Genomic DNA, 12,428 nt, shown 5'->3' on the forward strand with positions numbered 1-12,428 from the left:
AAAAATTAATGGCGCGAAAACGGGACTGTCGCGACCGGATTCCCGTGATGCCGGATCGGGTTGCCGGGTTATCGGCAGAGTGGCGGCGTGCCGAGGCGTTCGCGGCAGGTGCCGAGCGTCCGTTCAAACGCCAGCGCAACGGCAAGGGCGCGTTCATCTTCGTTAAGCGGCGCCATGATCTGAAGGCCGACGGGCATTCCCGCGTCATCCAGCGCGACGGGCATGGTCACCGCCGAAAGGGACAGCAGATTGGCGGTCTGGGTATTGCGCAGGGCCGGCATGTTATGCGCCCGATAGTCTTCCGGCGTCGCGATCTCCGTCAGCCGTGGCGGGGTGATCGGCGCTGTCGGGCCCACCAGAACGTCGATATCGGCCAGGCAGTCATCGATGGCGGCGGCCAGGTAAACCAGCCGATCGCGGCGTTTCAGATACTCGATGGCGGTAATCGCTTCCATGCTGGCGAACCGGCCGGCGACGTTGGGATCCAGCGTGGCCTTTCGCGCCGACATTACATTGTTGATGAACGCGGCGAACTCGGGGGCGGCAAGGCCGCCGCGTATGAAAATTTCTTCGGCTTCCATGACTTCCGGGAGGTCGACATCGACGATCTGCGCGCCGGCGGCGGCGAGTTCATCCAGCGCCGCCTGCACGCCCTCGGCGACGCCGGGGCTGCAATCCGCGAAATGCCGCGTGCACAGGCCGATGCGGGTATCCGATACGTCCAGTTCGCTGAGTCCGGCAAGCAGCACGGCCGGCGGCACGGCGGTAACGGGGTCGATCGCCGCAAATGCCAGAATGGCGTCCGAGACCGTTCGCGCCAGAATGCCGGTGGTGTCGAGGCTGGGACTCAGCGGCACGACACCGTCGACCGACCATCGCCTGAAACTGGTTTTGACACCGACGGCGCCGGTAAAACTGGCCGGCACGCGGACGGACCCCGCCGTATCGCTGCCCAGCGCAATGACGGCGGACCCTTCGCACAGGCTGACCCCGGCGCCGGCGCTGGACCCGCCGGGCGCGCGGTGCGCCTCCGCATCCCAGGGGTTGCGCGGCGTTCCCCAATGCGCATTCGTGCCAAGGCCGCCGAAGGCGAATTCGACCGTATGCGTCTTGCCGGAGATGGTGGCGAGCGACCGGCGCAGGGCCTCGACGACCGGACCCTCCGTGGTCCACTGATCCGAAAGGGCCGCCGGTGTCCCGGCAAATGTCGGATAGCCGGACACGCCATACAGGTCCTTCACCGAAACGGGAATTCCCTGTAACGGGCCGAAATCGAGCCCGGCGGCAAATGCAGCGTCCGCCACCCGCGCCTCGGCGAGAAATTGCGCCGGATTGCGGGTCTTGTACGCATCCAGCGTCGGACCCCGGCGGGCGTTATTGGCATTCGCTTCCTCGGCAAGGGCGGTGGCGGTGGTTTTCCCCGACCGCAATGCGGCGGCAATATCGGCGAGCGAGTTCAGCAGGAATTCAGGCATGGATACGGATACTTTCAAGGTCGGGAATTTGCGCGCCAAAGCCGGTCGCCTGCTCATAGGCATGGGCGACCTGGTAGACCCTGGGCTCGTCGAACGGTTTACCGACGATCTGCATCGACAGCGGCAACCCGGAATTCGACAGGCCGGTCGGGATCGCAATCGCGGGAACGCCGGTCAGGTTGAAGGGGGCCCGGGCCTGCCGCCCGTAATTGGCCTCCAGACCGTCGGCGTCGTCGAGCCGGCCGGGAGGGTCCATGCTGGATGCGGTCACCGCAACATCCACGCCCTGCATTGCCGTGGCCAGTTCCTGGACGAGGCGGGCCTTGATGCGTGTTGCGTTAACGTAATCCGCCGCGCGGATGAACGCGCCGCCGATAATCCGTTTGCGTGACAACTCACCGTAGTCCTGCGGCCGCTCGCGAAACCATTTCTCATGCAGCGCGAAAGCCTCCGACAGCAGGATGATCCGGTTTGCCGCAGCGTACTCATTCAGCGGCGACAGGAAGATTTCGCTTATTTCCGCGCCGAGCCCGCGCAGCACGTCTATCGCCCGCTCGATGCCCTGCGCCATTTCCGGGTCGGCTTCCATATCGCGGTTGTAGAAATGCCGGATGACGCCGATCCGCATGCCCCTTATGTCCTGTCCCAGCAGCGCGGTGAAATCCGGTACGGCCACGGGCGCGCTGCCCGGGTCCGCCGGGTCGGGGCCGGCAATGACATTCATCAGCAGCGCATTGTCTTCCACGCCGCGGGTCATCGGCCCGACATGATCCAGCGAGAAGGACAGCGGGAAGACTCCGCGCCGGCTGACGCGTCCATAGGTTCCCTTCATGCCGGTGATGCCGCAGAACGAAGCCGGATTGCGGACCGATCCGCCGGTATCGGTCCCCAGCGCCGCGGGCACGAACCCGGCGGCGAGGGCGGCGCCCGAACCGCTCGACGAACCGCCGGTGAAATGGTCCGGGTTCCATGGATTGCGCGCTGGCGGCCAGGGCAGGTCAAATGAGGGGCCGCCAATGGCGAATTCATGGGTCGAGGTCTTGCCGATGAGGATTCCGCCCGCGTTCTTCAGCCGGCGGCCGACTTCGGCATCGCTTTCGGCAATATTGCCGGCAAGAATTTTCGAGTGGCACGTGGTCGGAACGCCGGCCACGTCGATGATGTCTTTCAGCGCATAGGGAACCCCGTGCATCGGGCCGCGCCAGTTGCCGGCGACGATTTCCGCTTCCGCTTCCCTGGCGGCAGCCAGGGCCGGTTCGGGCAGAACCCGTATAAAGGCATTGATCCCGGCGTCATGGGCTTCGATCCGGTCCAGCAGCGCCCGGGTGTATTCGACCGGCGAGATGTCCCCGCTTCGTATCTTCTTCGACGCGGCGGCAATTGAAAGACGCGCGAAATCGGTCATGTTTCCGCTCCCGGTACCGCCCTGGGCGCTTCGTGGCGGAACACGTGCGCCGGCTCTTCCGCGGGTTTCAGATCGCGCGGCAGGCTCTCTGCGAGCGATTTTGCGAAGGTTGCGGCCCGCATGACATCGTCGGGATAGGCATCCGCCAGGCTGTCGAGGCCGAAGGCCCGCGCCAGGCCCTGCGGGTCGAGTTCGTGATTTCCGCTCATGTGGTGCAATCCCCCTTTGCCGCCGCAATTACCTTCCGAAGCAGGCCATCGCCGCCCACGCCTGTCAAGCAGCCGAGCCGGTTCAGTCCTTCCGGACCTGGGCGGGACCGCTGAGCAGCAGCCGGATCAGGCCCGACTGGCGTTCGGTGGTCGTCTTGGAAAAGATGCGTTTGACATGGGTGCGGACCGTATGCTGGCTGACCGACAGTTCATCCGCGGCATCGGAAAGGCTCAGGTCCTGCGCCAGTAGAACGGCAAGGCGCGATTCCGCCCGGGTCAATCCATACAACCGGCTCAGACGGTTCTCGTCGATTTCAGGGTGGGATTCGGGGTCGCTGACAAAAATAAGCGCCGCGGGCCGATCCTTGTCGAAATAATGCGATTCGCTGCGCAGCGGTGTCACGACAACGGACAGGGGGCGGTATCCGGATGGACGCTCCAGCGCGACCGCGCCCGTGGCATCCGTTCTGCTTTTCGTACTGGCCTCCCGGCCGGTGCGCCAGATGATATCGCGCATCCGGACTGTCTTGCCGTCAACAGTGCCCTGAAGCCCGTCCCGGCCGAGCGTCAGGCCGTCATTCATGTCCAGGATTTCCTGCGCCGACCGGTTCATGCGGATCGGACGGCTGAAGGCATCGGCGACGATAACCCCAATGGGCAGGCGGTTCAGCGCGTCGTCAAGCGCCATATTTTCCATCTGCAGTTTGGTGATCAGGCAGTTATCGCTGGACAGCACCAAAAAGACGGCGTTCTTTATACGGCTCGGCATGTCGGTGAAGAGTTCAGGCGATGTGCGTGGCGACAGGTGCTTGCGATAGACGCGCTGCGCGGTTTCGTCCTCGACAACCCATAGGATCCGGTCGATCCCGCCATCGGGAGAGGGGATCGGCGATATCGTTTCAATGACGGGAAATAACGCGCCATTCTTGCGCCGGTAGTGGGTTTCGCCGCGCCATTCGTTTCCGTCGCGAAGCGTCTCCCAGCGCTCCTCTCTTTTCGCCTTGGCGGACTCTATGAGCACTTCGGGCGAAATCTGTTTCAGGTCGTCGAGGTTGTAGCCGGTCGCTTCCTGAAACTTGGCATTGGCATACTCGATTTCGCCTTCCGAGTTGGCGATCATGACCATGATCAGGCTGTCTTCCAGCGCCGCGAAGAGCTTTTCGAATTCCGCGTCGGCGCGGGGATGCCGGGTGACGTCCTCTGCAATACCCTGCATGCCCTGAAACGCGCCGGAATCCTGATCGTAAACCGGTAACCCGCTGATCAGGAACAGATGTTTCTGGCCGCTACGGCCGGCTGCTTCGAAAAAGACATCCCGGAAGGTGGACTGGCTTTCGCCGCCTTCCGGAAAATCCTCCAGTGTAATGAAGGAACCGATTTCGCCAAGCCTCCGGCCGATCAGTTCCTGCGGGTGGATTCCCAGGATTTCGAAGATGCGGTGCGAGACGTTGGTCAGCCGGAAATCCGCATCGGTTTCCCATATCCAGGCGGAAACAAGGCGTGAAAGGTTGTAGAGCCGGTGCTCGGCGGCCGCGGCTTTGCCGATGGCCATCGCCGCAATCGTCTTGTCGTCGACCCGTGGCGTGATGTCGACGACATCCTGGTCGTCATGGGTTGAATCCGGCATTGCCTTGCTGCCTTCTATCGGCCGGGGGACAGATGCGAAACGCTATTCGCCTGCCAGCGTCGAACGGTGTCCATCGCCGATTCCGGCGATGTCTCGTTATATACCGACAGGCATTTTTGGGTTTCCCTGGCGATCTCTTCCTCTTTCATTTTGCTTCCCTGCCGGGTAAGGGCGAAGATAGAGGCAAACACGGCCTTGCCGATCCCGCCGGCGCGGCAGGTGATCGCCAGGGCATTGCCGTCATGCTCGAACAGCATGCGTCGAACGAATTTCTCGTCCAGCGCGGTGAACTTCGTGAACATGGCGATAAACAACGCAACCTCGCCCTCCCGCAGCACTTTTACCATGGTTTCGGGATTCATCTTGCCGATAGATTTCATATTGTCGGCAAGTCGCTGGGACTTTGACAGCTCCCTTGCATCATAGGCCGCGGCCTGAATCTCGCGAACGGTTGCGCGCTCAATCAGGCTGTCGATGGTTGCTGCGTCGAAGTCCCAGTCGTCGATAATAACCTGCCGCAGGATAGCGGAAACCCAGATGAACATCCGCTTGACCAGTTCCGGGTCAACATCGCGGCGTCGCAGTATCGGTTCCTGGAACGAATCGACCCGCTGCGACTGTTCGACAAGATACTCCATTGTGGCACGGGAAATTTTCGCATCGGTGTTTTTCAGCAGCGACCGGATGACATTTTCGTTTTCGGTTTCGACCAGCGCGGTGGAGACGTCCTCGCTCAGGTTCCGCCGGATCGAAACGGCAAGCTGGTGTTCCTGCGTGCGCTGCTTGATGATCTCGATCAGGTCTTCGTCGTGCAGCGAGCCGCTCTTTGTCAACAGCGGATAGGCGATTTCGATATTGTCATTGGCCAGCAGCCGGACCAGGTCGCGCGGTGCATCCGGTATCTCCGCCAGGCATGCACCGACCGTCCGGCGAACCGACATTTCTGTTTCGTGGACCAGATGGCCCAGAATATCGAACATCAACCCGCGCTCGCGGTCCGTCATGGTTCCGTCACGGGCGAAAGGCAGCGAGCCGAGTGCTTCCGCCAGCGCTTTTTGCGCATCGGGTGTTTTATCCCGGGCAAGCGCGAACAGTTTTTCGCCGTCAATTTCGGCCGGTGCCATCCTGTTCATTGGTTATTCCCGACAATAATGCAGCACGATGCTGCCTGAACCTGTTGAATAATTACTTTAATCCAAATCTTAATGTAATTTGGGCGCGCTTACCATTTCGTTAACGTAAATTCACTATAAACACATTTCACTTCCAGCTAAACGGGCTCAATCGGCGGCGCAAACCCCTGGCGGCATCGCTAAAACCCGGAAGCATGGCGGGCGATTCCCTGATGGATGACATCGGGAACCTATTGTCGGAAGATCGTCCTTGAAACAACGCAGCAGATTTGGTGAAGGGGCGCAAGATGGCGACGTTTGATCTGGTCATTCGCGGCGGTACCGTTGTTACCGCGGCCGACACTGCCTGGTGTGACATCGGAATCCGGGACGGACGCGTTGCGGCGCTGGGCGAAGGCATTGCCGCGGGCGACCGGGAAATCGATGCGGGCGGCAAGCTGGTTCTGCCGGGCGGGATCGACAGCCACTGCCATATCGAGCAGCTTTCCGGCATGGGAATCATGTCGGCGGACGATTTTCGCAGTGGAACGACGGCCGCGGCGTTTGGCGGGACGACCACGGTCATCCCGTTTGCCATACAGAACCGCGGGGAATCGTTGCGCCGGGTCGTCGATGACTATCGGGCGCTGGGCGACGCCAGGGCGGTGATCGATTTCGCCATTCACATGATCATTGCCGATCCGACCGAGCAGGTGCTGGGCCAGGAACTCCCGGCGCTGATACGTGACGGTTATACCTCGTTCAAGGTTTACATGACCTATGAAGGCACGAAGCTGGACGATTACCAGATGCTCGACGTGCTGACCGCGGCGCGGCGCGAGGGCGCGATGACCATGATCCACGCGGAGAACTGGGACATGATCCGCTGGCTCACGAAGCGTCTGCTGGACGGCGGCAACCGGGCGCCGAAGTTTCACGGCGTCAGCCATGCCCAGATCGCGGAAGGCGAGGCGACGCACCGGGCCATCGCGCTGGGCCGTCTGGTCGATACGCCATTGCTGATTGTCCATGTATCCGCGGAGGAGGCAATGGAGGAAATCCGCATGGCCCAGGCGAAGGGGCTGAAGGTGTATGGTGAAACCTGCCCGCAATACCTGTTCCTGACGCTCGACGACCTGGACCGCGAAGGGATGGACGGCGCGATGTACTGCTGCAGCCCGCCGCCTCGGGACAAGGCGGGGCAGGAAGCCATCTGGAACGGGCTTCAGACGGGTGTGTTTCAGGTGTTTTCCTCCGACCATGCGCCGTACCGCTTTGACGAAACCGGCAAGCTGAAGGCCGGGCCGAACGCATCCTTCAAGGAGATCGCCAATGGCCTGCCAGGGATCGAGACACGGATGCCCCTGCTGTTTTCGGAAGGCGTCGGCAAGGGGCGGATCGATCTGCAGCGTTTCGTCGATCTGACCGCGACTGCGGCGGCGAAGCTTTACGGGCTTTACCCGCGCAAGGGCGCCATTGCCGTCGGCTCGGATGCGGATATGGCTATCTGGGATCCGGCGCGCGAGGTGACCCTCAGCGCCGACATGTTGCATGACAATACCGGCTATACGCCCTACGAAGGCATGAAGCTGCAAGGCTGGCCCGTGACCGTGTTGAGCCGGGGCCGCGTCGTCATCGACGGTGGCGAACTGCATGCCGGACAGGGCAGCGGTGAATTCCTCCCCTGCGACCGGTCCGGCTTTGCGGTACCGCTCAACCGCATCCCGAAGGAACTGGATCCCAGACGTAATTTCGGCGCGCAAATCCTTTTCTAGAGGTTCGGTAGCATTTCTATAACCGGTTGATCCGCCCATGATATTGATAGATACGTACTAATGTGTATGTTTTGTGATGGTGTGATCGGGACCGGAAATGCTTCGAATACGGTCTTCGGTCGCTATTTAAGTGTCATCGATCGTGTGACGCGCTTCGGTATTTGCAGACAGGCTGTTTGACGACGGTTGCGGTCGCCATGGCGTCACCACTGTGCAAACGCCGGTCTAGAGCCTGCACTGTTTTCGAAAGCCTGCTCTGCTAAGGAGACGACAGATTGCCCGATACCGAAAAGGAGAGTCCGGAGACAAAGGACTCGGATGCAAAAGATGCCGCGCAACACAAGCCTGCGCGCAGAGGGCGCGGCTGGGTCCGGTATCTCGTGCTTGTCCTCGTTCTCGGAATTGGCGGGTATCTGGGCGTTCAGGAAATCATATCCCGGTTTACGCATGTCTATGAATACGATGCCCGTATCGGCAGCAATCTGATTACGGTCAGCAGTCGGGTCGCCGGTTGGATCGACCGGGTCCGCGTCACCGAAGGCGACGAAACGGACAGGGGTCAGGTCATCGTCGAGATTGATTCCCGCGAGTCGAAGCTGCTGGTAACCCAGCTTGAAGCGCGGATACAGGGTATCGAGGCCGACCGGCAGCGCCTCATGGCGGAAAAGAAGCTGGTCGATATCCAGACCAGTTCCCGGTATCGCACCGAACAGGCGCTTCTCGGTACAGCGGAAGCGGAACTGGCGGCGCTGAAACCGCAATTGCAGCTGGCGCAATCCGAATTCCAGCGATCCAGGTCGCTCTTCGAAAAGAAGATAATCGCCCGCAAGCAATATGATGAAGCGCTGGCCCGCGAACAGCAGCTTTCGGGTGAACATCGTACGGCCCTGGCCGCGGTTCAGGCGGCCCGCAACAAGATGGCGGAAGCCGAAGCAGAGCGAGCGCAGCTTGACGTTCTCGATAGCGAGATTGCCAAGCTGGTTTACGAGGAGAACGAATTGAGGGCGCAATTGGCGCGTCAGAAGCTTGACCTTGGCGACCGGAAGATCCGCGCGCCCGTAAAGGGCGTTATTGACAAGACCTTCGTCGACATGGGGGAATATGTGACGCCCGGCCAGCGGCTGGTACTGATGCATGACCCTGAAACCATTTGGGTCGAAGCCAATGTCAAGGAAACCGAAGTCCGCAAACTGCGCATCGGCCAGCGGGTGGAGATTTCCGTCGACGCCTATCCGGGCGAAGGTCTTATAGATCGTGCGCTTGCCCTGTTCGGGGTGGCCTCACAGGACAATGGCGACACCCACCCGGGGTTCATCGGTCATGTGATCGCGATCGGCAATTCCACTACCGCGGAATTCGCCCTGTTGCCCAGCCCCAACCCCAGCGGCAATTTCACCAAGATTACCCAGCGCCTGCCGGTACGGATCGCTGTCGAACAGCGGGACCGAAAGCTCCGACCCGGCATGATGGTCGAGATAAATATCGATATCCGTGACAATTAATTGCGCATTGCAGGAAGTGCCCTGGCATGGGGCGCAGCGGAAATGCCTGTGAAATATCCGGCGGCGATAGGCGAAGGGTGAATTCGTGGCGGAAAGGGAAATCGTACCTGATTCCATCGAGCACCGGTTCGAACAGTTCGGCCCGAAATACCGCTATCTGGTGACCTTCGCCGGCATGCTCGGCGTGATGTCGATGGTGCTGTCGGTGACAATCGTCAATGTCGCGGTCCCCAGCGTCATGGGCGCCTATGGTATCGGCCAGGATCGCGCCCAGTGGATGGCAACCGCGTTTATTGCGACCATGACGCTCAGCCAGTTGCTCAACAACTGGCTGGTGGATGCGTTCGGGCAACGCATCACCTTCCTGCTGATCATCCTGGTGTTTTTCATCGGTACGGCGATTGCGGCGGCCAGTCCGAGTTTCGATTTCATCATTGTCGGGCGGATATTGCAGGGGTTTTCCGCCGGCGTCAGCCAGCCGCTGATCATGGTCGTCCTGTTCCAGGTGTTTCCCGCCAATCAGCGTGGATTGGCGATGGGCATGTACGGGATGTCAATCATGCTGGCGCCCGGGCTCGGGCCGCTGGTCGGCGGGATCGCCATAGACACGTTCTCGTGGCGCGCTATTTTTTACATTCCGCTGCCGCTTACCGCGCTGGCCTTCGTATTCGGCGCAATACTGATGCCGGGCCGTCTGACCTTCCGCAAGCTGCCTCCGTTCGACTGGTACGGTTTCATCACCCTGGCTATCGCACTGGTCGCGCTGCTATCCGCGATGGCGGACGGACAGCGTTATGGCTGGACGTCTAACGAAATCCTGCTGCGGGTGATCATCGGTGTTTCGGCGACCGCAATGTTTGTTGCATTGCAGCTCCAAAATACCTCGCCCCTGCTGGACATGAACCTCTTCCGCAATGCGGGTTTTGCTTCCGCGGTTCTGGTCGGAGTCGTCTTCGGGTTCGGCAACATGGCGTCGAGTTACGCCATACCCGTCTTTGTCCAGACCGTGCAGGGATATTCGGCGACGGCGGCCGGGGCCGTTCTCGTGCCGGCCGGTATCATGCTGATTATCATGTTCCCCATTGCGGGCCGTGTTGCGGACAGGGTGCCAGCATATATGCCGATCATGGTCGGGCTGCTGTGTTTCGCCGTCGGTACGGGCCTGTTGTCCGGCGCCGACACCAATACGGCATTCTGGCTGATCGCCGGATTTACCTGTATCGGGCGGCTCGGCATGGCGCTGATCATGCCGCCGCTGGTATCCAGCGCGATGCGGACCCTGTCTCCCGACCAGTTGCAGCGCGGCTCCGGTACGCTGAACTTCATGCGACAGCTTGGCGGTTCCATCGGGATCAATTCGCTGGTGCTGTTCATGTCCCAGCGCACGGAATTTCACAGCGATGCGCTGACCGCGACGCAGACGGCGGACAATCCCGCCGTTCGCGGGTTCCTGTCGTCGGTGGAATCCCTGCTCGATAAGAGCGGCGTACCGGCCGCTTTGCATGAACCGGGCGCCCTGCACTATCTTGGCGAGGTGGTGGCGGCACAGGCGCAAACACAGGGGTTCCAGGACGGATTCCTGTTTGTGTCTTTCGTATTCGTTTGTGCGTTAATTCCGACATGGATATTGCAACGGGCGGGGCGGGTGAAGAATGTTTAAGAAAATACTTCTTGCATATGACGGCAGCCCGGAATACCGCGCGGCCCTGCGTCAGGGGGCGGAACTGGCGCAGTTCTGCGGTGCGGACGTTCATCTGCTTGCGATTATTACGTCCTCCACGGCAATCCCGATTGCCGGCGACGTGAACCCGGCGGATCTCGTCACCGAGGAACAGCGGGAAATTCATGCCTTCCTGCAGGATGGGGTCGAGCGGCTGCGCAAGCGCGGCATCAACGCGGAAGGACGGCTGGGGTTCCGCGACCCGGTCGATGAAATCGCCGCGACGGCGCGGGAAATCAATGCCGACCTGATCGTCGTCGGCCACCGCCGTCTCATGACGATCGAGCGGTGGTGGCGTAAATCGACCTCAAAGAACCTGCTGGCCGTTGCGCCGTGCAGCGTCCTGGTTTCAAGCCTGCAGCCAGAGGACGAAGACTGATTCCGTTCGCCGGTCATGCCCCAATAACAAGATTTCTGGAAAGGAATACCCGCCATGTCGAGTCTGTTGTTCAGCCCGCTGGAAATGCGCGGCCTCACCCTGCCGAACAGGATTGTTGTATCGCCGATGTGCCAGTACAGCGCGCGGGAAGGCTGCGCCACGGATTGGCATCTTCAGCATATATCGCAATATGCCTATGCCGGTGTCGGGTTGTTCATATCGGAAGCGGCCGCCGTTACGCCGGAAGGACGGATCACGCAGGAATGTCTCGGGCTTTATAACGATGAAAACGAGGCGGCGCTGCGCCAAGTCATCGATTTCAGCCGTATCCACGGCACAGCGCCGCTCGGTATCCAGCTTGCCCATGCGGGACGCAAGGCCTCGTCGCACGCGCCGTTCCACGGTCGCGGGCCGCGCGCCGAAGGGGACCGCGCCTGGCAGACGGTCGCCGCCTCCGCCATTCCCTTCGACGATCACTGGCCGGTGCCGAAGGCGCTGGACGACGAAGGACTGGCGGGGATCAAGCAGGCCTTCGTCGATGGTGCGATCCGGTCCGAACGGATCGGTTTCGACATGATTGAGCTGCATGCGGCGCACGGTTACCTGCTGGCAACCTTTCTGTCGCCGCTCGGTAACAAACGCAATGACCGGTACGGCGGCGACGCCATCGCCAACCGGGCCCGCTTTCCACTGGAAGTGTTCGAAGCGGTGCGGGCGGTCTGGCCGAAGGACAAGCCGCTGGGCGTCCGGGTCTCCGCCGTCGACTGGATCGATGGCGGCATGACGATCGAGGACACGGTCGCCTTTGCGGCGATGCTCAAGGATCGCGGCTGCGATTATGTCGTGGCGTCCAGCGGCGCGATGTCGCCATTGCAGCGGATTCCCGTCACGCCCGGCTACCAGGTGCCGTTTGCATCAGCGATCCGCAAGGCGACGGGCATGAAGACGATGGCCGTCGGCCTGATTACCGAACCCCGCCAGGCCGAGGAGGTCCTGCAGGACGGTCATGCGGACATGGTCGCGCTGGCGCGCGGTTTCCTCTACAACCCGCGCTGGGCGTGGCATGCCGCGCATGAACTGGGCGACCCGCGACCCTATATGCCGGTGCAGTACGATCGCGGACATCCGGACCGGATGGGTGAAGTCTCGATCAGGTCGAAATCCGCCTGACGGCATATTGTTGCGGCGGAGAAATCCAACGATGAACACAGTGTGGGTGGCGGA

10 protein-coding genes are annotated in these 12,428 nt (G+C 61.3%); 5 read left to right on the top strand and 5 right to left on the bottom strand.

The genetic code is table 11. From position 1 onward, the window contains the following. Positions 1-68: 68 nt before the first annotated feature. From WD767_00105 to WD767_00125, 5 genes are all read right to left on the bottom strand, one after another. Positions 69-1,475: an amidase gene (locus WD767_00105; GenBank protein ID MEX2614477.1), complete on the bottom strand. Its 1,407-nt coding sequence runs from the start codon at positions 1,473-1,475 to the stop codon at positions 69-71. Then, a complete protein-coding gene (locus WD767_00110; protein MEX2614478.1) occupies positions 1,468-2,880 on the bottom strand; it encodes an amidase in 1,413 nt (470 codons plus the stop codon). Before WD767_00110 ends, WD767_00105 begins: the two co-directional genes overlap by 8 nt. Continuing rightward, positions 2,877-3,089: a hypothetical protein gene (locus tag WD767_00115; protein MEX2614479.1), complete on the bottom strand. Its 213-nt coding sequence runs from the start codon at positions 3,087-3,089 to the stop codon at positions 2,877-2,879. Before WD767_00115 ends, WD767_00110 begins: the two co-directional genes overlap by 4 nt. 82 nt (positions 3,090-3,171) lie before the next feature. After that, positions 3,172-4,716 carry a PAS domain-containing protein gene (locus WD767_00120; GenBank protein ID MEX2614480.1) on the bottom strand — a complete coding sequence of 515 codons (1,545 nt, stop codon included), beginning with the start codon at positions 4,714-4,716 and terminating at the stop codon, positions 3,172-3,174. A gap of 14 nt (positions 4,717-4,730) precedes the next feature. Beyond that, positions 4,731-5,849 (bottom strand): DUF2336 domain-containing protein, encoded by a 1,119-nt coding sequence (locus WD767_00125; protein MEX2614481.1) that lies wholly within the window; start codon positions 5,847-5,849, stop codon positions 4,731-4,733. 287 nt (positions 5,850-6,136) lie between these two features. Between WD767_00125 and hydA the strand changes: the two genes are divergently transcribed. The 5 genes from hydA to WD767_00150 all read left to right on the top strand — a co-directional run bounded on the left by hydA (position 6,137) and on the right by WD767_00150 (position 12,374). Further along, the gene (gene hydA / locus WD767_00130; GenBank protein ID MEX2614482.1) at positions 6,137-7,603 is read left to right on the top strand and encodes a dihydropyrimidinase; all 1,467 of its coding nucleotides are present in this window, start codon (positions 6,137-6,139) and stop codon (positions 7,601-7,603) included. Between the two features lie 275 nt (positions 7,604-7,878). Further along, the gene (locus WD767_00135; protein ID MEX2614483.1) at positions 7,879-9,105 is read left to right on the top strand and encodes an HlyD family secretion protein; all 1,227 of its coding nucleotides are present in this window, start codon (positions 7,879-7,881) and stop codon (positions 9,103-9,105) included. Between the two features lie 85 nt (positions 9,106-9,190). Beyond that, on the top strand, positions 9,191-10,765 hold the full coding sequence (locus WD767_00140) for a DHA2 family efflux MFS transporter permease subunit (protein MEX2614484.1): 1,575 nt from the start codon (positions 9,191-9,193) through the stop codon (positions 10,763-10,765). Beyond that, positions 10,758-11,204 (top strand): universal stress protein, encoded by a 447-nt coding sequence (locus WD767_00145; GenBank protein MEX2614485.1) that lies wholly within the window; start codon positions 10,758-10,760, stop codon positions 11,202-11,204. Before WD767_00140 ends, WD767_00145 begins: the two co-directional genes overlap by 8 nt. Positions 11,205-11,258: 54 nt before the next feature. Then, positions 11,259-12,374 carry an NADH:flavin oxidoreductase/NADH oxidase gene (locus tag WD767_00150; protein ID MEX2614486.1) on the top strand — a complete coding sequence of 372 codons (1,116 nt, stop codon included), beginning with the start codon at positions 11,259-11,261 and terminating at the stop codon, positions 12,372-12,374. Positions 12,375-12,428: the final 54 nt, after the last annotated feature.

It is taken from the genome of Alphaproteobacteria bacterium (assembly GCA_040905865.1).
Taxonomy (GTDB): Bacteria; Pseudomonadota; Alphaproteobacteria; order UBA8366.